Raw genomic sequence first — 20,861 nt, 5'->3', positions numbered from 1 at the left:
AAGGCAATTTTCGACTTGAAAATTGCCTTTTTTATATTTCAATGAATTTTAGAATTCAATTCTGCTTTTAACATTGATACTCCCTCATGAACCCTCACCATGATCTAATTCCAATCTCGTCAACTCGCTGTTGTCCTGAGTTGAAATAATCAGAGGTACTCTCTCGATAGTAACAAAACTAATATCCAGGCCAAAACCGCGTTCTTCTGAAAGCGAAAATTTCTTCAGAATGAAATAATAGTCCATGATGAACTTATCGATAAAGCTTAACACATTTGAACGTGATAAGACTTTCTCTAAAACAACAAACCTGAAATCACCAATGATCTTATACTTATTCAGGGAAGTATATTTACTGGTTATATCCACCTCATTATTTCTTACCAATTCTTCGACAACCTTCCTGAACAGAACATTAATTTGCTGTTCAACACGGAAGCCGAGTTTAAAATCGATTCGGATAAGTTTATTCGGCACCAGAAACTCTACCTTATAGTCTCTTGTAAAAGGTTCGTCAGTAACATCAACATGTACCAGCCAATAAACATCTGCCCGCTTAGGCTGCTTCTGAAGTATCGAATACATGATCTTGGATTCGATTTCCGAATTAAAATTGGAACTGGTTAGATAAACCAGTTGAGAAGCATATTTAGGTACAGACTCATCCTCACTCAACTCCTTTAAAATTGGGTAGTAAGAATCAATCTCAACGAATTTTACAAAACGGTTTTTAATCTTTCTAGCCGAGTACCATGCCCACATGATAGACAATAAGAAGGATGCAAGCAGGAGGGTAAACCATCCTCCATGGAGGAATTTAGCCATATTTGCGATCAAAAATCCTATTTCAATCAATCCGTAAATCGTTACGAAAATAATAATGATATAATTTGGGAATTTTCTGCGCTTTAGAAATACTGCAACCAGAATTGTAGTCATCAGGAAAGTCAGATTTATTGCCAGGCCGTATGCACCTTCCATATTCTGGGATTCACGGAAAATCAGAACTACCACAATACAGCCGACCCACAATAAAATATTAATTGAGGGTACATATAATTGCCCTTTTTGATTACTTGGATAGTTAATTTTAACCTTTGGCCATAAGTTAAGCCGCACGGCTTCAGAAATCAGAGTGAAAGAACCTGAGATCATCGCCTGACTGGCAATGATTGCAGCGGCTGTTGCAATGCTGATCCCTGCGATAAGGAACCACTCCGGCATAATGCTGAAAAATGGATTGTCACCCGGGCCTAATCGGCTACCCTGATGCTGCCATAACCATACTCCCTGGCCGAAATAGTTTAACAATAAACAGGTCTTAACATAAATCCAACTGATACGAATATTTGAACGACCACAATGACCCAAATCTGAATACAAAGCCTCTGCTCCTGTAGTACAAAGGAATACGGCTCCTAAAATAAACAGGGCATTTGGGTTAGATGAAAGCAGGGAATAAGCATAATAAGGACTGATAGCTTTCAGAATCTCCGGAAATTGAATCAGGTAAAAGACACCCAAAACTGCCATCATAGTGAACCAAACAAACATGATCGGCCCAAAGGCTTTGCCCACTATAAATGTCCCGAATTGCTGGATTAAGAACAATAAAGAAATAATAACAATCACAATTGGAACGGTCGGAATATCAGCATAAAAAATCCTTAAACCTTCAATTGCAGCAGAAACTGTAATTGGAGGGGTGATCATACCATCTGCGAGCAATGCAGAGCCTCCGATCATAGCCGGAATAACCAACCATTTTCCTTTCTTTTTAACCAAAGAAAACAATGAAAGTATTCCACCCTCACCTTTGTTGTCTGCACGCAACGTAATTATTACATATTTTATTGTGGTCTGCAGACTTAGTGTCCAGAATATACAGGACAAGCCACCAAGGATTAAGTCGCTTGTAATTATACGGTCGGCGACAATCGCCTTAAACACATACAATGGGGATGTTCCAATATCGCCGTAAATTATGCCCAAACTGATTAATAAACCGGCTGCAGAAAGCTTATGAAGATTTTTTAGATTCGACACAGTGAAAAATTTAGAAGACAAAAGTACATCATAAAATCAAATTCCTATTGCTAATATAATAATGTTGATTTTTTGTCATTTTTTTTTAAATTTATTCTAACATTTAAGACAAAGCAACGTATAGAAAGGAATTTTAGTTAAAAATTGTTAAAAAAAAGCCAGCTAACTATGGGTATACATTAATATGCCTTATATTTATACCATCATCTATTTTGCGTATGATAAACTCTTACCTGAGAACATTAGTTGTATTCATAGTTTTAGGCATAACAATGTCCCTGAACAGCTATGCATATAACTCTTCTTTTTCTCAGGTATCACGCCCGGATTCGCTGAAAGCTAAAACAAAAGTTAGTACCAAGATTACCGATACCAGACTAAATAAGCCAGCAGATCCCAAAGCTGGTGTCAAATTAAGTTTTACGCCATTCAAACCATCGAAAGAAAAACTTCTGGTTCAAAACAAAATTATGTCGGGGCCTAAAAACCCGCTTCCAGGTGATAAAATTCTGGCTAACGTAAAAGTTTATCCGAATCCGGTTTCTGATTATCTGAATATGACCTATTCAATCAGTAAGGATTCCAATGTGACTATCCGGATTATGGATGTATTAGGTAATGAAATAACAACACTTTTCTCAGAAAGACAGAGTATTGGTGAACATAGCAATACATTCAGTATTTCTTCAAGAATCAGCAGTGGATTCTATTTTATACGTGTAAGTGTGGGTAGTGAGATCATTACCAAACGTATTTCCGTATTGTAAAAACTATACCTTATTCCTCTTCTTAAATTCAGTATGTTTATATTCGCTGGATGAAAATCATTGCTATTGGGCGTAATTACGCCGAACATGCCAAAGAGCTAAATAATCCTGTGCCTGCGGTGCCTGTTATATTTATGAAACCTGATACTGCGGTTCTTAAAGACAATAAACCATTCTACCATCCTGAATTCTCTACAGATATACATCATGAGATAGAACTTGTATTAAAAGTATCAAAGGAAGGTAAACATATTGCTCAGAAATTTGCCTCTGCTTACTTTGATGAGATCGGGCTTGGAATTGATTTTACCGCAAGGGATATACAACAAAAACATAAGGAAAAGGGACTTCCATGGGAACTGGCCAAAGCATTCGATAATTCTGCGCCGGTGAGCAAGTTTATTCCAAAATCAGAATTTAAAGATCTGGGTAATCTTAACATTAGACTCGACCTTAATGACAATACTGTTCAGGAAGGCAACACTAAAGACCTTCTTTTTTCGTTTGAATATATAATAACCTTTGTTTCTCAGTATATCACTCTGAAAAAGGGTGACCTGATCTTTACCGGCACTCCAAAAGGTGTAGGTAAAGTAAATATTGGTGATCATTTATGCGGCTATCTCGAGGATCAAAAATTACTCGATTTTTATATCCGTTAGTATATCCTATTTCATGTTCAAATACTTATTTATACTATCCTTACTGACCTTGCTATGCGCTTTTGCCATAGGTCAGGAGGCACAATACCCTCAAAATTATTTCATTCGTCCTCTTGACCTCCCTCCCATTATTTCAGGAAACTTCGGCGAAATAAGAACAAATCATTTTCATTCCGGGCTTGATCTGAAAACGAATCAGCGGGAAGGATATCCGGTTTATGCAAGTGCTGATGGTTTCATATCCAGAATCAGGGTTCAGATTGGTGGCGGAGGAAATGCTTTATATATCAGCCATCCAAACGGCTATACAACCGTCTACATGCATTTGAGAAACTTCAATGAGCGCATCAGCATGACTTTAAAGACATATCAATACCGAATGCAAAAGTTCGATGTCGATTTCCCATTACTTTCAGTTGAAATCCCTGTAAAAAGAGGTGATATAATTGGCTGGTCAGGAAATACCGGCAGCTCCGGCGGACCCCACCTCCATTTTGAAATCAGGGATACTAAGACAGAAGAACCAATCAATCCGCAACTTTTCGGCATTCGAATCCCAGACCAGGTTAAACCTGTAATTACAGGATTGTATCTTTATCATTTAAACGGTGAACCTTTCAGCGAGCATACTCCAAAGCAGTTATATCCTGTAAGTGGAAGTGGGGGCATTTACAATCTTAGTCCGCAAACCATTGTCAATATTGGTGGTGAATCGGGACTTGGAATTGCATGTTCAGACAAGAACTCAGCTTCTGAAAACAGTAATGGGCCATATTCAATTGAGCTCAGGCTTGAGGATCAAACAATCTACTCTGCTGTCTGGGAAAGGTTTTCATTTGATAATTCCCGGGGAATGAACTCCCATGTTGATTATCCGGCGATGATAGCCACAGGCAGAAGAATTCAAAAAAGTTTTCTCGAACCAGGCAACCCTTTGAAAATTTATAATAACGTACTGAATAATGGCCTTCTGAATTTTTCGGATCAGAATATCCGCAATGCTCAATACATTGTAAAGGATATTGCCGGGAACCAGAGCGTCCTAAATTTCAAAATAAAATTCAGTCCCGGAGCTGCAAAACCATCAAAAGCAATTGAAGGAAGGAAATTAAAATTCGATCAGGTTAACGACTTCGATACTATTGGCCTGAAACTTAACATACCGCTAAAAACACTGTACAGTGATCTTAATTTTGTGTATAAAACCACTGCCAGACCTTCCGGCGCTTATTCTCCGATTCATCATATACATAACCGCCTGATACCTCTAAACGGTCCGCTTACATTAGCGATAAAAGCCGATGATAATCTCCCTGCAGAATTGCAAAGCAAGGCTCTAATCGTTAACCATCTCAAAAAAACACAGGGAGGCATATTTGAAAATGGTTATGTAAGAACAGAGATTCGCAATTTCGATAGCTTTTACATTGTGACTGATACCCTGGCACCACGGATTGTCCCGGTAAACGTAAGTAATGGAGCATCAATGGTTAATATTCCAAGGATCATGTTCCGTATTTCTGATAATCTATCAGGGATAAAAACCTTCAATGCAATGATTAACGGACAATGGGTTCTGATGGAATACGAGCCTAAAACAGGGTCCTTATGGCATCGTTTTGACGAATTAACAGCTAAGGGCAAAAACGATTTTGTATTGACAGTAAGTGATATGAAAGATAACTTGAGTACCTACAGGACTGTTTTTTACCGGTAGACAGAATTATTCATTTCAGATAATTTATTTTGCTAATTTTAGCCCCATAAATCCGTTAAAAAATGATTGAGCTTACTGAGGGGCAAAAAGCTCCTGATTTTAAGGCAAAAGACCAAAATGGAAAAAGCATCAGCCTGAGTGATTTTTCAGGAAAAGATGTAATACTGTATTTTTATCCTAAAGATGATACTCCTGGTTGCACTGCCGAAGCATGCAGCTTCAGGGATAATTACCAATCCCTGTTAAAAGAAGGTTTCGAAGTTTTAGGCGTAAGCACCGATGATGAAAAGTCGCACCAAAAGTTCATTACCAAATACAGCCTGCCTTTCTCACTGATTGCCGATACCGATAAGAAAATCGTTGAAGCTTATGGTGTTTGGGTTGAAAAGAATATGTACGGTAAAAAATACATGGGGGTAGCAAGAAAAACATTCATTATTGACAAGAACGGACTGATTAAAAAGATCATTGATAAAGTTGATACTAAAAACTCTTCCGGACAGGTTTTGGATTCAATTAAATAAAATCGGTTTATCCAGCTTAAATATTCTCAAAATCAAATAATTTCAACATAATCCCCTCCCTTTCAAAGAACATGGCTATTTTAGCAAGGCCATTAAGCACAAATTATGACTCCAGATATTGATAAATTAACAAAAATTGCCTCACAGGTTCGACGTGATATTTTAAGAATGGTTCACGCCTGCCAATCCGGTCATCCGGGCGGTTCATTAGGCTGTACTGATTATTTAGTAGCTCTTTACTTTCATACCCTAAAACACAATACCAAATTTGATATGGATGGATCTGGTGAAGATCTGTTCTTTCTTTCAAACGGACATATTTCACCGGTATGGTACAGTGTTCTGGCACGTTCCGGATATTTTGAGGTATCTGAGCTGGCAACTTTCAGAAAGATCAATACGAGACTTCAGGGGCATCCTACAACCCATGAAAATTTACCGGGAATAAGGGTTGCATCAGGTTCTTTAGGTCAGGGCATGTCGGTGGCGATTGGTGCTGCTATCGCTAAAAAGTTAAACGATGATAACAGACTTGTATTTTCATTACATGGTGATGGAGAACTTCAGGAAGGTCAAACCTGGGAAGCAGCGATGTATGCAAGTCATAATAAAATTGACAACCTGATATCTACTATTGATGTTAACGGACAGCAAATTGACGGCCCAACCGATGTCATTTTATCTTTAGGTAATCTAAGAGCAAAATGGGAATCTTTTGGATGGGAAGTACTTGAAATGAGTGGAAACGATATGGCTGATGTGGTTCGTGTTCTTGAACTTGCGATCAGCAAAACATTTAAAGGGAAGCCAATCATGATCCTGATGCAAACAATGATGGGCAATGGTGTAGACTTTATGATGCATACCCATAAATGGCATGGCTCTGCTCCTAATGACGATCAGCTGGCACTTGCTCTGGGTCAACTGGAAGAAACTCTTGGAGATTATTAAGGATTTCTAAAGGTAATCCGCATTCAAAAACACACTTAAAAAATTTAGCCTGTATAATTTCAGGCCCATTGTTTTGTTATATGAAGAAATACACATACACCGAGAAAAAAGATACCCGTTCAGGTTTTGGAGCAGGTTTGCTGGAAGTTGGACAAAAGAACGATAAAGTAGTCGCTTTATGCGCTGATTTGATCGGCTCATTAAAAATGGATGCTTTTATCAAGGAATTTCCTGAACGCTTTTTTCAGATTGGAATTGCAGAGGCAAATATGATGGGAATTGCTGCTGGTTTAACAATCGGTGGTAAAATTCCATATACTGGCACTTTTGCTAACTTCTCAACAGGTCGCGTGTACGATCAGATCAGACAGTCTATCGCCTATTCAGACAAGAATGTAAAAATTTGTGCTTCACATGCCGGACTTACACTCGGTGAAGATGGTGCAACGCATCAGATTCTGGAAGATATAGGAATGATGAAAATGCTCCCGGGCATGGTGGTAATCAATCCTTGCGATTATAACCAGACAAAAGCTGCAACTATTGCCATTGCCGATCATCATGGTCCGGTTTATTTAAGATTTGGAAGACCCGCAGTACCCGTTTTTACAGATCCGGATCAAAAATTTGAGATAGGTAAAGCATGGATGGTAAATGAAGGAACTGACGTTAGTATTTTTGCCACCGGACATATGGTATGGAAGGCAATTGAGGCTGGTGAAAAGCTCGCAGAAGCAGGAATCAGCGCTGAAATAATTAATATTCATACCATTAAACCTTTGGATGAAGCAGCAGTCTTAAAATCAGTTGCCAAGACCGGATGTGTTGTTACTGCTGAAGAGCATAACCGCTACGGTGGTTTAGGTGACAGTATTGCACAGGTGCTGACCAGAAACAATCCTGTTCCGCAGGAATATGTTGCGGTTAATGATAGTTTCGGGGAAAGCGGCACTCCTGATCAACTGATGAAAAAATACGGTTTGGATACCGAGGATATTATCAATGCGGTAAACAGGGTAATTAAACGCAAATAACTGCCTTGAAGCCCGGAATCCAAACCAAAAACAAAAATATGCAGGTAGAGGATTCCGAAATCTTAGAAAAATTTTCAAGGGAAAACACCCGCCATGAGGGCTTCAATCTGCTGCTGAACAAATATCAGCAGAAAATATACTGGCATATCCGCAGACTGGTCATTGACCATGATGATACTGATGACCTGGTTCAGGATGTATTTATTAAGGTCTGGAAGAACCTGAGAAACTTCAGAAGTGATTCACAATTATTTACCTGGATCTATCGTATAGCCACAAATGAAAGTATCACCTTTCTGAACCGCAAAAAATTAAGGAACAGCGTATCTTTGGATGATTCAAACGGTCTGGATCTTGCTGAAACACTCGCTGATAGTCCGTATTTTGATGGTGATAAAGCCCAAATGAAGCTTCAAAAAGCTTTATTGACACTGCCCGAAAAACAAAGGCTGGTGTTTAACATGAAATATTTTGATGATTTGAAATACGAAGAGATCTCTGAAATTCTGGGTACCAGTGTCGGTGCCCTAAAGGCATCTTTTCATATTGCAGTTAAGAAAATAGAACAGATATTATTAAATTCAGATTAAACCTTTCTATCCCGGGTGTATCAAAGGAATATGAAAACAGAGAATTCAGATAAGGATTGGTTAAAAGAGGTTCCAACTCTTGCTAAAATTAGCAGAGAGAACCCCTTTACTGTGCCTTCCGCTTATTTTGAATCTTTGAATGAAAATCTGAATACCCTGGCCAAGCTTGAAAACGTCCGATTTGAAAATGAAGATGAATTTGATTTACCTGAAAATTATTTCAATCAGTTAGCAGAAAGGATTGAAGATCGAATTGCTGAGGAGGCTATTCATAACCTGGCTCCGGCCGATGGGTTTAAAGTCCCGGATGCCTATTTTAGCAGCCTCGCTGAGCGTATTAATTCAAGAATTGAACAGAAGCAAGCGCCTGCAAAGTTGAAAAATTTGTTTCCATCATGGATGCGTTATTCTGCTGCTGCGAGCATCGTATTAATGATCGGGATATTCTTTTATTTTAATTCATCCAGCTACGTTTTCAATAAGCAGTTATCAAAAGTTCCGGATCAGGATATCATCAATTACCTGCAGTTTCACAGTACAGTGAGTGACAACCAATACCTTATAGAGCATATCACAGAGGATGGTCTTCAGCAGGTATCATCTGACGTTTCGGAAGAAGATATTGAACAGTATATTAACAGTACAACATTATGAAAGGATTAGTAAAGAAAGGGGTTTTGGGTATAATAATGTGTCTGACAATGAACACAGTATTGATAGCTCAGGATCGTCGTGAGCATTATGAACGAATTGAGGCTATTAAAGTCGCCTTTATCACAAAGAAACTCGATCTGACCACAGAAGAAGCTCAGAAATTCTGGCCGGTATACAACAATTACCAAAAGGAGCTGATCGAGCTGATGCGGAAAAGAAGAGAAGACAGACAGAAAACTGATATTGCTCCGGGTGACAAGATCAACGCAGATCTCTCGTATGAGAGCAAAATGCTTGAGTTGAAAAAAAAGTATAAAAAACTCTATTTAAAGGCAATTCCTGCAGAAAAAGTACTGCTATTATATCAGGCAGAGCGGGAATTCAGAGAGCATCTGATCAAGCAGTTAAATCATCGGAGAAGGGAATAGTTTAACTTCCCCTGCATCCACTCATATCTAAATATCCCCCTCCAAAGAGGGACAGCATGATGCATAAGGAATTTGATTGAAGTGGAAAATATCATCTATAGCAGGGGAATATTTATCAAAAGATAAATTCCCTGCATCCTATCTCATGCCTGCATTTTATTTATGTATTTTTGTACATGCTTAGCCCGCGTCAGCTTTTTCTGTTAAATACTGCTCAAACATCCCCATTCCCCCGTTTACTTGAAATTGAAAGGGCCGAAGGCATGTACCTTTATGACCATTCCGGGAAAAGCTATATGGATCTTGTTTCCGGATTTGCTGTCAGTAATATTGGTCATCGTCATCCAAGAGTGGTACAGGCGATAAAAGACCAGGCCGATAAATACCTTCATCTCACAGTTTATGGGGAGTATGTGCAATCACCACAGGTCAGGTTTGCAGAAAAACTATCCTCAGTCCTGCCTGCTTCCCTCAGCTCTGTTTATTTTGTAAACTCGGGTGCAGAAGCCACTGAAGGTGCGATGAAACTGGCGAAGCGCTATACCGGCAGATCAGAAATTATAGCCTGCAGAAATTCCTACCATGGCAGTACACAGGGAGCGCTTAGCGTAATGGGGAACGAATACTATAAACAAGCCTACCGTCCACTGCTGCCAGGAATCCGATTTATTGAATTCAACAATTTACATGATCTTGAGCAAATAAACTCCGAAACTGCTGCCATTATTATCGAAACAATACAGGGAGAAGCAGGAGTTCGTGTACCTGATCCGGAATATATGTGGGCCTTACGCAAGCGATGCGATGAGACCGGCACCCTTCTTATTTTGGATGAGATCCAGACAGGGTTTGGTCGTACAGGTAAATTATTTGGTTTTGAGAACTTTAATATCAAACCCGACATCCTCCTACTGGCTAAAGGTATGGGCGGTGGAATGCCCATTGGTGCATTTATTTCGAGCATTGAGGTCATGTCTGTACTTCAAGAGAACCCAATACTCGGCCATATCACCACATTTGGCGGTCACCCGGTAAGTTGTGCCGCCGGACTTGCCAATCTGGAAGTGATATTGGAGGAAAACCTGTATGATGAAGTTGCTGATAAAGAATCATTGTTCAAAAAATACCTGCAGCATCCCGAAATAAAAGAAATACGAGGCAAAGGATTGATGCTGAGCATACAGCTAAGCACTTTTGAACAGGTAGAATATGTGAGTAATTATTGCTCCGATAAAGGCATCATCATCGATTGGTTTTTACATTGTGATACCGCAATGCGCATTGCTCCGCCACTGATCATATCTGAAGAAGAAATCAGGCTGGCCTGCACAATTATCCTGGAAGCGCTGGACTCATACCTGCCCTGAGAGACTGCAATAACCAATAGAGATACATTATCATTTTAAACCCGTACCTTTGCCGCAATATAAAATTGCCGGCATTTTTAACGGCAATGTAAAATCATTACATGTTATTCGAAGAATTAAATATTATTGAGCCAATTTTAAAGGCTTTAAAAACAGAAGGTTATACTGCCCCTACCCCTATTCAGGAACAATCTATACCAATCATTTTAGAACGCAAAGATCTTTTGGGATGTGCACAAACAGGCACAGGTAAGACTGCTGCTTTCGCAATTCCAATTATTCAAATTCTGGAAGGTGGTAAAATATATGATAAAGGTCCGAGAGCAATCAAATGCCTTATTTTAACCCCTACCCGTGAACTTGCGATACAAATTGGTGAAAGCTTTGCTGCTTATGGCCGCCATACGGGTATGAAACATGCCGTCATCTTTGGCGGGGTTTCTCAGGGCTCTCAGGTATCTGCATTAAAATCAGGGGTAGACATACTTATCGCAACTCCGGGTAGGTTATTAGACCTGATCAATCAGAAGTTTGTTCATTTACATTATCTCAAAATATTTGTACTTGATGAAGCAGACAGGATGCTGGATATGGGATTTATCCATGATGTAAAAAAGATCATCACCAAGATCCCGCAAAAACGTCAAACCCTGTTTTTCTCGGCAACCATGCCACCTGAAATTCAAAAACTGGCGAATACTATTCTTGTAGATCCTGAAAAAGTGGAGGTTACACCGCCTTCAACTACCGCTGACACAATTGATCAATCTCTCTTTTTTGTAGAAAAAGGCGACAAGAAAAAGTTACTGATCCACCTGCTCAACGATAAGAGTATCAAATCTGCCCTGATCTTTACCCGAACCAAACATGGTGCCGATAAGATCACCAAAGATCTGGTTAAAGCAGGAATAAAGACCGAAGCAATTCATGGAAATAAATCACAGAATGCGCGTCAAAAAGCATTATCCAACTTTAAAAGCGGACAAATCAAAGCCTTAATTGCAACTGATATTGCAGCCAGAGGAATTGATATTGATGAGCTTTCGCATGTGATCAATTATGAATTACCCAATGTTCCCGAAACTTATGTCCACCGCATTGGCCGTACCGGTCGTGCCGGATCGAGCGGAATCGCTTTATCATTCTGCGATGAGGATGAAATGGAATACCTGAAAGATATTCAGAAACTGATCGGCAGAGAGATACCTGTTACAGAAGATCAGCCTTATCATATGCGTGCTGCATCCTATATCTTTAGTCAATCGACCAAAAAGAAAGGCAGTTCAGGTAAAAAACCTGCTCCTGATTCAGCAAGAGGTGCAACAAGCGGAAGTCCGAGAAGGCGCTTCGGCAATAAAAGAAGATAAAAAAGCTAAAAAGGCTCCGGGTTTGATTCCGGAGCCTTTTTTTATTTTTCAGACAATGCCCTTATCATCAGATCAGCAACCAGCTTATTCCCGGCAGGATTCAAATGAACCCTGTCTGTAGTCAAAATCCCTGATTCCTTATTTTCAGGATTATTTTTAAGATTATAATCCAAAAATGCCTTTCTAAGGTCAACTAAACCACAGGAGTATTTCCGGGCTAATTCGCGAATTATATTACTGTAACGGTTCAAATCCCCATCCTGCGCATTACTAAAGTCTGTACGCTCTCCAATAGCTGCCGGGGTACAAACGATAACCCTGATTCCGGCAGCCTGTAATTTTTTAATCATCGCAGTATAAAATGCAATGAATTTATCAGGGTCTGTACCGGTCTGTGCGCTTTGTTTATGCCATACATCGTTTACACCAACATACATCACAACAACATCCGGTTTTTTACTCAGCACATCGTCTTCAAACCTGAGAAAAAGATCATAGACCTTATTCCCTCCAATACCGGCACCAATCAGTTCATATTCAGGATTTGTTTTCCCGTGTAAAGCTTCCTGCATCAGGGTAATATATCCCCCGGGATTAACACCCGCCCGGGTAATCGAATCACCAAAAAAAATGACTTTAACAGGCTTTTGAATTTGCATAGAACACATTAAAATAATTAAGGTGAACGAGAGTAGTACTTTTTTCATGTTTCTTTTTACGATTAACAAAATTTAAAAAAATCAATATTGAAAATATTTTTATCTGATCAACAATGTAATTCTGAATTGTTATAAGGAAAATTAACAATTAACAAATTTCCCATTCCCTATTTCCAATTTCCTATTCTCAACCCGATAGCTATCGGGTCTCAACTCATTTTAGATCTCTTAATCAAATACGAATGCAAAACCTGATAAAACCCATCATGAATATCCGCATCAATCAGATCAATCTTATATTGCGCACACTTTAGTTTCAGTTCCTTATGATAAGTACCAAAAGCCTCTATATATGCTTCCTTAACATTATTGGGATGTACTTTTAGCTCTTCTCCGTTTTCAATATCTATAAAATGGTAAGGGCGATTGTCAAAATTAAAGTCCATCTCCATTTTATGATCCAGAACGTTGAATATAATTACTTCATGTTTATTGTGTTTGAGATGCTGCAAAGCTGAAAATATCTCAGACAAACCTTCTTCAGACTCGCCCACGAGCATATCACTAAAAATAATGACCAGCGAACGCTTATGAATAAGTTCTGCAATCTGATGCAATGCAGAAGCCACAGCCGTACGACTGCCCCTGTCCTTTCTGTTCATTAAACCCTCAAGCTCTGAGAATAAGTATTTCTGATGTACTGCGGTGGATTTAGCTGCTGTCGACAGTTCCAGTTTATCAGAGAATAAACTCAGACCAAAGGCATCCCTTTGCTTCTTAAACAGATACATTAAAGATGCTGCCGAATAAACAGAAAACAACAATTTATTAAAATCCTTTTCGGGATAGTACATAGATGATGAAACATCCAGCACAAGTTGACAACGCAGATTAGTTTCCTCCTCAAAGCGCTTTACAAATAACTTATCTGTCCGGCCAAAGAGTTTCCAGTCTACATTTTTAACCGAATCACCTGTATTGTAAAGCCGGTGTTCAGCAAATTCAACAGAAAACCCATGAAATGGGCTTTTATGGAGACCGGTTATAAAACCTTCAACCACCTGCCTTGAAAGCAGTTCGAGGTTTCCAAAATCCTGAAGATCTTTATAATTTGTAAGATTGGGTTCCATATACTAAAATAGCATATAAATTCAATCTCCAGATAGAAAAAGTATCATTCTTCAATTTACCTTAAACCTCAGGCTATCCGAAAATGGCTCATTTTTCATATCTTTGTAAAATATGCCTAACCAGCATATCTCCCAAAATCAAAATCATTTAGCCCAGAACATTCAAAGATGAATATTAAGTTATCTTATATCCCTATTTTAAGCTTACTGCTTTTTTCCACCTCCATACACGCCCAATTAAAAGAACTGAACTTTAAGGAAGTTTTTGTCAATCCGCCAAAGGATTTACTCAATCCTATGCCAAGCTACCGCGGCTGGACGGATGATTCCCATTATATTGAATATCGTGTTGAAGGTCAGCAAACCAAGCCTTACACCGTTGATGTTCGCAGCGGAGAAGCTGTTCCATCGGCTCCCGCACAGGTTAATATTGCTTCGGTTTCTATAAAAAACAAAGATGTTTTTTATAAAAGTGCAGCCGGTGTTGAAAAACAATTAACAAAGGATACCCTTCTTGAGAAAAATCCAAGCCTTTCGCCCGATGGAACTCAGGTAGCCTTTACCCGGAACAATGATCTTTATTCAATCGATATAAATACCAATATTGAAACCCGTTATACAACTGATGGTTCTGATGTGATCTATAACGGATGGGCATCATGGGTATATTTTGAGGAGATTCTCGGCAGAGCAAGCCGTTATAAAGCCTTCTGGTGGAGTCCCGACAGCAAAAAAATTGCTTTTATGCGTTTTGACGACTCAAAAGTTCCTGTTTTTCCGATCTACAACTCCAAAGGACAGCATGGTTTTCTTGAAAATACAAGATATCCAAAGCCTGGTGACAAAAATCCGGAAGTTAAAACAGGCATTGTCACAGCCGGTAGCAAAGGAATTGTCTGGACAGATTTTGACCCAAAAATGGATCAGTATTTTGGCACTCCATTCTGGATGGCAGATAGTAAATCCCTCTGGATGCAATGGATGAACCGCGACCAGAATAACCTGATCATTTATAGCGTTAACCCTCAAAGCGGAAGCAAAAGCATCATTTACGAGGAAAAACAAAATACCTGGGTCGACTGGTTTGAAAACATGTATTTTTTTAAGAACGGACAGGGTTTTATCTTAAAAAGCGATAAAAGCGGCTGGGGGCATTTCTATTACTATGGTCTCGAAGGGAACCTCAAAAAGCAATTAACTTCTGGTACCTGGCGCGTGACTGAGCTGCTGATGGTCGACGAGAGAGCCCAGGAGATCTATTTCACAGCAAGACAGGAAAACTCAACCCGTAACGACCTCTACCGTGTTGGCTTGAAAGGAACTGAAGAACCTCAAAGGCTAACATTTGGAAATTACGATCATCAGATCAGCCTCGCCCCGGATGGAAAACACTTCATCACAACTTATTCGAACTTGACTACTCCTCCTAAATCTGCCTTGATGGATACAAAAGGTAATGTTATCAGGGAGCTGGCAGATGCTAAAGGTTTAGCATACGATTCCTTCAAAATGCCAAAAACCGAACTCTCTTATTATCAAACCCGCGACGGACTCGAACTGCCTATGACGGTTATTTTACCACTTAACTTCGATCCGGCAAAAAAATACCCGGTATGGATTTCAGTCTACGGTGGCCCTGATGCTGGAAGGGTTTTCGACAAATGGAGCAATCCCCTGGGGCAGACCTACTGGTGGGCTAAGGAAGGAGTGATACAGGTAGCCATTGATAACCGCAGTTCAGGGCATTTGGGCAAGACCGGTATGGATTTCATTTACCGTAAAATGGGTAAATATGAAATTGAAGATTACATGGATGCCGCCATTCTGCTTAAATCAAAACCTTATGTAGACGGCAACAAAATTGGAATTACTGGCGGAAGCTTTGGCGGATACATGACAGCAATGGCTTTAACCTATGGAGCTGATGTATTTACCCATGGTATTGCCAATTATTCAGTAAGCGACTGGGGTTTATATGATACCCATTATGCCGAGCGTTTTATGGGAACCCCACAAAATAATCCGGAGGGATACAAGATAACTTCAGTCCTGACCTATGCTGATAAGCTTAAAGGAAGTCTGCGCATTGTCCATGGCACCATGGATGACAATGTTCACATGCAAAACAGTATTCAACTCATTGACAGATTGCAGGATTTGAATAAGCATTTCGAATTTATGCTTTACCCTGGTGAACGCCATGGCTGGGGAGGCTCAAAAGCAAGGCATAGCACACAGGAGAATGTGAGGTATATTTATCAGAATATGTTGCAAAAAGCGGTACCCGGGGAGTTTTTGGAGTATTGGAAATGATGAGTTGGGTAAAAGTCAGGAACTTAACCGATTCCAGCGAAGGCTGGAATCTTCCTACTAACTCCCTCCCAATTTGTCATTCCCACGAAAGTGGGAACCTCCTAAGCTTCAAATAATCACATTGCATGAATGGGACATATATGAGAATTCAAGTAATTTCAACCACTTGCTCGAGTTTATATGCCATTGAACAGGAGTCTTTCTTTTGAAAATCAACCATAATATTTCACACAGAAATCATTCAAGCTAAATCATTCTCACAAAAAAGCCCTTCAGAAAATCCTGAAGGGCTTTTTAACCATGATTTATGAGGAAATTAAAGTTGCTTAATTAATTTGTCAGCCAGAACCGATTTTGGCACTGCACCAATCTGCTTGTCAACAATTTCACCCCCTTTAAAATATAATAAAGCCGGGATATTCCGGATTCCGAATTTCATTGAAATACCAGGATTATTATCGACGTTTACTTTTCCGATAATCGCCTTTCCTTCATACTCTTTTGCCAGTTCTTCAACAACAGGGCCTACCATACGGCAAGGACCACACCATTCTGCCCAAAAATCAACCAATACAGGTTTATCAGACTTAAGGACTAATTCATCGAAGTTTGCATCTGTTAATTCTAATGCCATAATAATGAGATTTACTGTTTATAATTCAAAGATAGTATTCAATATTCCTGCCACAAATTACTGCTGCTAATGTGACATTAATTCAACTTATACCGAACGCCAAGCAATTTAGAAATATCTTCCAGAAATTCATTGCTCGGATTTATTTTTACTGATTTTGACGGCATCTCGAGTGTCGTTTCTCCTTCAAAATCCATGATCATGAATTTCAGCTGACAATTGCGCTGTGGATTCTGCTCGGTATTTTGTTTCACAATCTCATCCATCTTTGTCATAAATGTCTCAGACAGTTCAGTCAGAGGCAATTGAATGGTCAGACATTTTGACATTTTATCACGCAACTCTGATAGCAGGACGATGCTGTTTACCTTAAATTCCCAGTTATCTTTTTGCTTAAAACGCTCCATAACAGTACCTCGAACCTGTAAAAATAAGCCAACAACCAGGTATTGCTTTAATTTGATATAATCTTCCCCAAACAAGGCAATTTCGAAGGTCTCGCCATAATCTTCAAGCATAAAAGAGCCGAAAGGCTTACCGGTTTTGGTTGTACCATGCCTGCAGGCAGATACCAAACCACCGATAACCAGATCCCGGTTACTGATTTTCTTAAACTCCTCCTGATCCTCTGGCAGTGCTTCAGTACTCTTCATTCTGTTAATCAGGCTCAGATGTTTTACTTGATGTGAGCAGAAATTCTCTAATTCAAACTTATAATTATCAAGTGGATGCCCGGTCAGATAAATTCCGATAGATTCCTTTTCATATTTGAGCTTCTCAATCAAGCCCCATTCTTCACATTCAGGAAGTTGAGGTTCGGTAATTTCGGCATCGTTAGTGCCTCCAAACAAAGAGGCCTGCGATGAATTTAAATTATTCTGAAAATCATTCGTGTATTTTACCAAACGCTCAATTCCATTGTAAAAACCACCATCGGGTTTAAAGAAAAACTGAGCACGATTAAAGCCAAAGCAATCGAATGCACCACCATAAACAAGGTTTTCGTATACTTTCTTACTCACTGCACGTGAATTAGTCCGGCGTGCAAAATCATAAACACTGGTATACAATCCGTTTGCCTCCCGCTCTTCAACAATACTTTCAACAGCCTTCTCCCCTACGCCTTTCATTCCCGACATGCCAAAACGAACTTCACCATTTTTATTGACCGTAAAACTCAGTTCAGATTCATTGATATCAGGCCCCAATACAGGGATTCCCATTTGTTTACACTCCTCCATGAAGAAGGAGATCTTTTCAATGTTATTCTGATTGTTCAAAACCGCAGCCATGTATTCTGCCGGGTAATTAGCCTTCAGATAAGCCGTTTGATAGGCTACAAAAGCATAGCAGGTGGAATGCGATTTATTGAAGGCATATTGTGCAAAGGCCTCCCAATCGGTCCATACCTTCTCGGCAACTTTAAGGTCATGCCCATTTGTACCACAGCCCTCCATAAACTGGGCTTTCATTTTATTCAGAACCTCGATCTGCTTCTTGCCCATCGCCTTACGCAGTACATCCGCATCACCCTTGCTGAAACCCGCCAATTTTTGCGACAACAGCATCACCTGCTCCTGGTATACCGTAATACCATAGGTTTCTTCCAGATGCTCCTGCATGTCCATCAGGTCATAACTCACGGCTTCACGACCATGTTTACGGGAAATGAATTTGGGGATGTATTCAATTGGCCCAGGACGATAAAGCGCATTCATCGCGATCAGATCCTCAAACTTATCCGGCTTCAGATCACGCAGGTACATTTTCATACCGTCGCTCTCAAACTGGAAAGTTCCGTTCGTATCGCCACGCTGATAAAGCTCAAAAGTCTTCTGATCTTCAAGTGAAATATAATCAATGTCGATGTCGACATTATGATTTTGTTTAATCAAACGCAGGGCATCCTTAATGATGGTCAGGGTTTTAAGTCCCAGAAAATCCATCTTAATGACCCCCGCATCTTCAATTACCCGCCCGTCAAACTGGGTGACCAGCAAGTCAGATTCCTTGGAAGTTGCGACCGGAATAATATCCGTAAGATCGTATGGCGCAATGATGATACCCGCAGCATGAACACCCACGTTCCTTACTGAGCCTTCCAGAATCATTGCCTCTTTCAAAACATCCGCCTGCAAAGATTTACCATCTTCCAGGATCTTCCTCAGGGTTTTAATATTCTCAAAATCCTCAGGATTCTGTTCTTTTTTAACCGTATCAATCGGAGCTGTCATTACCTGTACAAGGTTGGTTCCCGGTCTGTCGGGGACCAGCTTAGCCAGCATATTCGACTCGGCCAGAGGCAGATCAAGTACCCGGGCAACATCCTTAATGCTCGATTTAGCGGCCATAGAGCCATAGGTAATGATCTGGGCTACCTGATTCTTACCGTATTTATCAACCACATAGTCAATTACCTTCTGCCGACCTGCATCATCAAAGTCCGTATCAATATCGGGCATTGACTTACGGTCGGGATTCAGGAAACGCTCAAACAGCAGATTGTATTTAATTGGATCGATATTGGTGATCCCGATACAATAGGCCACTACAGAACCGGCGGCAGAACCACGGCCCGGACCAATAAACACACCCAAATCGCGCCCGGCTCGGATAAAATCAGCAACAATCAGGAAATACCCCGCAAAGCCCATCGTACGGATCGTAAAGAGCTCGAAATTGAGGCGTTCTTCGACTTCCGGACTAATATCTACATAACGATCTTTAGCACCTTTAAAGGTCAGGTCTTTGAGGTATTCCCACTGATTCATGTTCTCAGCTTCCGGACCCTGATGGATCTTAAACTCATCGGGAATCGGAAAATTCGGAAGCATGATATCCCGCTTCAGTTGCAGAATATCAACCTTATCTACGATTTCATTTGTATTGTCGAGCGATTCAGGTAGGTCATGAAAAACCTTTCCCATTTCTTCCTGACTCTTGAAGAAGAACTGATCATTCGGGAATCCAAATCTAAAACCCTTCCCGCTTTCTTCATCCGTAGCGATCGGCGTACTTTTCATATCGCCGGTATTCACGCATAAAAGAATATCATGTGCATTTGCATCCTCCTGATCCACATAATGCGAATCGTTAGAGCAGATCACCTTAACATTGTACTTCTTTGCAAATCTGAGCAGAACAGCATTAACCGTTTCCTGCTCGGGGATATTATGGCGCTGAAGTTCAATGTAATAATCCTCACCAAAGAGATCCAGCCACCATTTGAACTCTATTTCTGCCTCTTCTTCCCCCTTTTTCAGAATAGTCTGAGGTACGGATGCACCCAGACAACAGGTTGTCGCAATCAACCCTTTATGATGCTTGAGAATAAGCTCCTTATCGATACGGGGCCATTTGCTGTACAAGCCTTCGATATAACCCAGAGAACATAGTTTGACAAGATTTTTATAGCCCTCAGCATTTTTAGCAAGTAACAGCTGATGAAAACGCTGATCACGTTTTTCTTTCGTAAACTGCTTGACATGCCGGTCCTCTACAACATAAAACTCACAACCCACGATCGGTTTTACCCCATGTTTACCGGCTTCAGCGACAAATTTGAACACCCCGAACATGTTCCCATGATCGGTGATTGCCATGGCTTTCATGCCATCGGCTTTTGCCTTTTTGAAAAGCCGCGAAATATCTGCCGCACCATCCAGTAGTGAAAATTGTGTATGTACGTGCAGGTGCGAAAAATCAGGCATAAAGATAATTTTGGGATGAATTCAAATTTACGAATCTTTTGGGGTGGGAAAAAGGGTGTTGAAAAGTATAAAGGATGTTAATGCTTAAGATGACATTTTTGGATTTTCATGATAGTAAAATATGAATGAATTAGCCACTCCTCAAACCTGCCTAGCCTCCCTCTATAGCCCTATCGTGTACCCATAAATATTAATTGGATATTTGCATTTATGATACGAGTAGATTATTCGGGTTATTTTGGGGACAAGCGCATAGAATCTCGTGGTAGTTTGCTTCATCAACGTTTGTTTAGTAGCAGCACCCGGAG

At 40.1% G+C, this 20,861-nt stretch carries 17 protein-coding genes; 12 read left to right on the top strand and 5 right to left on the bottom strand.

Translation table 11 applies throughout. The features are described 5' to 3' along the window. Positions 1–84: 84 nt before the first annotated feature. Positions 85–2,046, bottom strand: a complete 1,962-nt coding sequence (locus VGE44_RS02835) for a KUP/HAK/KT family potassium transporter (protein WP_331076243.1) — start codon at positions 2,044–2,046, stop codon at positions 85–87. A 218-nt stretch (positions 2,047–2,264) separates the two neighbouring features. On the opposite strand from VGE44_RS02835, the gene VGE44_RS02830 reads away from it, so the two are divergent. The 11 genes from VGE44_RS02830 to VGE44_RS02780 all read left to right on the top strand — a co-directional run bounded on the left by VGE44_RS02830 (position 2,265) and on the right by VGE44_RS02780 (position 12,107). Beyond that, the gene (locus tag VGE44_RS02830; RefSeq protein WP_331076242.1) at positions 2,265–2,813 is read left to right on the top strand and encodes a T9SS type A sorting domain-containing protein; all 549 of its coding nucleotides are present in this window, start codon (positions 2,265–2,267) and stop codon (positions 2,811–2,813) included. Between the two features lie 50 nt (positions 2,814–2,863). Continuing rightward, positions 2,864–3,475 carry a fumarylacetoacetate hydrolase family protein gene (locus tag VGE44_RS02825; protein WP_331076241.1) on the top strand — a complete coding sequence of 204 codons (612 nt, stop codon included), beginning with the start codon at positions 2,864–2,866 and terminating at the stop codon, positions 3,473–3,475. Positions 3,476–3,488: 13 nt separating this feature from the next. Next, on the top strand, positions 3,489–5,192 hold the full coding sequence (locus VGE44_RS02820; protein ID WP_331076240.1) for a M23 family metallopeptidase: 1,704 nt from the start codon (positions 3,489–3,491) through the stop codon (positions 5,190–5,192). A 62-nt stretch (positions 5,193–5,254) separates the two neighbouring features. Further along, positions 5,255–5,716 (top strand): thioredoxin-dependent thiol peroxidase, encoded by a 462-nt coding sequence (gene bcp / locus VGE44_RS02815; RefSeq protein WP_331076239.1) that lies wholly within the window; start codon positions 5,255–5,257, stop codon positions 5,714–5,716. A gap of 105 nt (positions 5,717–5,821) precedes the next feature. Further along, on the top strand, positions 5,822–6,667 hold the full coding sequence (locus VGE44_RS02810) for a transketolase (RefSeq protein WP_331076238.1): 846 nt from the start codon (positions 5,822–5,824) through the stop codon (positions 6,665–6,667). Positions 6,668–6,747: 80 nt separating this feature from the next. Continuing rightward, positions 6,748–7,701 carry a transketolase family protein gene (locus tag VGE44_RS02805; RefSeq protein WP_324485440.1) on the top strand — a complete coding sequence of 318 codons (954 nt, stop codon included), beginning with the start codon at positions 6,748–6,750 and terminating at the stop codon, positions 7,699–7,701. 38 nt (positions 7,702–7,739) lie between these two features. Continuing rightward, positions 7,740–8,291 carry an RNA polymerase sigma factor gene (locus VGE44_RS02800; protein ID WP_331076237.1) on the top strand — a complete coding sequence of 184 codons (552 nt, stop codon included), beginning with the start codon at positions 7,740–7,742 and terminating at the stop codon, positions 8,289–8,291. A 30-nt stretch (positions 8,292–8,321) separates the two neighbouring features. Next, positions 8,322–8,945 (top strand): hypothetical protein, encoded by a 624-nt coding sequence (locus VGE44_RS02795; RefSeq protein ID WP_331076236.1) that lies wholly within the window; start codon positions 8,322–8,324, stop codon positions 8,943–8,945. Continuing rightward, complete coding sequence (locus VGE44_RS02790) at positions 8,942–9,373, top strand: hypothetical protein (protein ID WP_331076235.1); 432 nt, start codon at positions 8,942–8,944, stop codon at positions 9,371–9,373. Before VGE44_RS02795 ends, VGE44_RS02790 begins: the two co-directional genes overlap by 4 nt. 176 nt (positions 9,374–9,549) lie before the next feature. Continuing rightward, positions 9,550–10,740, top strand: a complete 1,191-nt coding sequence (locus tag VGE44_RS02785) for an aspartate aminotransferase family protein (RefSeq protein ID WP_331076234.1) — start codon at positions 9,550–9,552, stop codon at positions 10,738–10,740. Positions 10,741–10,841: 101 nt separating this feature from the next. Beyond that, positions 10,842–12,107, top strand: coding sequence for a DEAD/DEAH box helicase (locus tag VGE44_RS02780; protein WP_331076233.1), 1,266 nt, complete (start codon positions 10,842–10,844; stop codon positions 12,105–12,107). Between the two features lie 41 nt (positions 12,108–12,148). Here VGE44_RS02780 and VGE44_RS02775 read toward each other — a convergent pair whose 3' ends face one another. After that, positions 12,149–12,766, bottom strand: coding sequence for an SGNH/GDSL hydrolase family protein (locus VGE44_RS02775; protein ID WP_331076232.1), 618 nt, complete (start codon positions 12,764–12,766; stop codon positions 12,149–12,151). A gap of 209 nt (positions 12,767–12,975) precedes the next feature. After that, positions 12,976–13,896 (bottom strand): DUF58 domain-containing protein, encoded by a 921-nt coding sequence (locus tag VGE44_RS02770; RefSeq protein ID WP_331076231.1) that lies wholly within the window; start codon positions 13,894–13,896, stop codon positions 12,976–12,978. A 168-nt stretch (positions 13,897–14,064) separates the two neighbouring features. Between VGE44_RS02770 and VGE44_RS02765 the strand changes: the two genes are divergently transcribed. Further along, positions 14,065–16,209, top strand: coding sequence for a S9 family peptidase (locus VGE44_RS02765; RefSeq protein WP_331076230.1), 2,145 nt, complete (start codon positions 14,065–14,067; stop codon positions 16,207–16,209). A 316-nt stretch (positions 16,210–16,525) separates the two neighbouring features. Here VGE44_RS02765 and trxA read toward each other — a convergent pair whose 3' ends face one another. Both trxA and dnaE read right to left on the bottom strand, forming a co-directional pair. Further along, a complete protein-coding gene (gene trxA / locus VGE44_RS02760) occupies positions 16,526–16,843 on the bottom strand; it encodes a thioredoxin (RefSeq protein ID WP_331076229.1) in 318 nt (105 codons plus the stop codon). A gap of 77 nt (positions 16,844–16,920) precedes the next feature. After that, the gene (gene dnaE / locus VGE44_RS02755; RefSeq protein WP_331076228.1) at positions 16,921–20,553 is read right to left on the bottom strand and encodes a DNA polymerase III subunit alpha; all 3,633 of its coding nucleotides are present in this window, start codon (positions 20,551–20,553) and stop codon (positions 16,921–16,923) included. Between the last annotated feature and the right edge of the window lie 308 nt (positions 20,554–20,861).

This window comes from Daejeonella sp. (assembly GCF_036405355.1).
GTDB lineage: Bacteria > Bacteroidota > Bacteroidia > Sphingobacteriales > Sphingobacteriaceae > Daejeonella.
The sequence above is the reverse complement of the archived record's forward strand: the minus strand, read 5'-3'. Positions and strand labels throughout refer to the sequence as shown.

Coding starts and splice junctions, on each gene's coding strand:
- VGE44_RS02830 (WP_331076242.1), top strand. CDS start 2,265: ATGATAAACTCTTACCTGAGAACATTAGTTGTATTCATAGTTTTAGGC.
- VGE44_RS02825 (WP_331076241.1), top strand. CDS start 2,864: ATGAAAATCATTGCTATTGGGCGTAATTACGCCGAACATGCCAAAGAG.
- VGE44_RS02820 (WP_331076240.1), top strand. CDS start 3,489: ATGTTCAAATACTTATTTATACTATCCTTACTGACCTTGCTATGCGCT.
- bcp (WP_331076239.1), top strand. CDS start 5,255: ATGATTGAGCTTACTGAGGGGCAAAAAGCTCCTGATTTTAAGGCAAAA.
- VGE44_RS02810 (WP_331076238.1), top strand. CDS start 5,822: ATGACTCCAGATATTGATAAATTAACAAAAATTGCCTCACAGGTTCGA.
- VGE44_RS02805 (WP_324485440.1), top strand. CDS start 6,748: ATGAAGAAATACACATACACCGAGAAAAAAGATACCCGTTCAGGTTTT.
- VGE44_RS02800 (WP_331076237.1), top strand. CDS start 7,740: ATGCAGGTAGAGGATTCCGAAATCTTAGAAAAATTTTCAAGGGAAAAC.
- VGE44_RS02795 (WP_331076236.1), top strand. CDS start 8,322: ATGAAAACAGAGAATTCAGATAAGGATTGGTTAAAAGAGGTTCCAACT.
- VGE44_RS02790 (WP_331076235.1), top strand. CDS start 8,942: ATGAAAGGATTAGTAAAGAAAGGGGTTTTGGGTATAATAATGTGTCTG.
- VGE44_RS02785 (WP_331076234.1), top strand. CDS start 9,550: ATGCTTAGCCCGCGTCAGCTTTTTCTGTTAAATACTGCTCAAACATCC.
- VGE44_RS02780 (WP_331076233.1), top strand. CDS start 10,842: ATGTTATTCGAAGAATTAAATATTATTGAGCCAATTTTAAAGGCTTTA.
- VGE44_RS02775 (WP_331076232.1), bottom strand. CDS start 12,766: ATGCAAATTCAAAAGCCTGTTAAAGTCATTTTTTTTGGTGATTCGATT.
- VGE44_RS02770 (WP_331076231.1), bottom strand. CDS start 13,896: ATGGAACCCAATCTTACAAATTATAAAGATCTTCAGGATTTTGGAAAC.
- VGE44_RS02765 (WP_331076230.1), top strand. CDS start 14,065: ATGAATATTAAGTTATCTTATATCCCTATTTTAAGCTTACTGCTTTTT.
- trxA (WP_331076229.1), bottom strand. CDS start 16,843: ATGGCATTAGAATTAACAGATGCAAACTTCGATGAATTAGTCCTTAAG.
- dnaE (WP_331076228.1), bottom strand. CDS start 20,553: ATGCCTGATTTTTCGCACCTGCACGTACATACACAATTTTCACTACTG.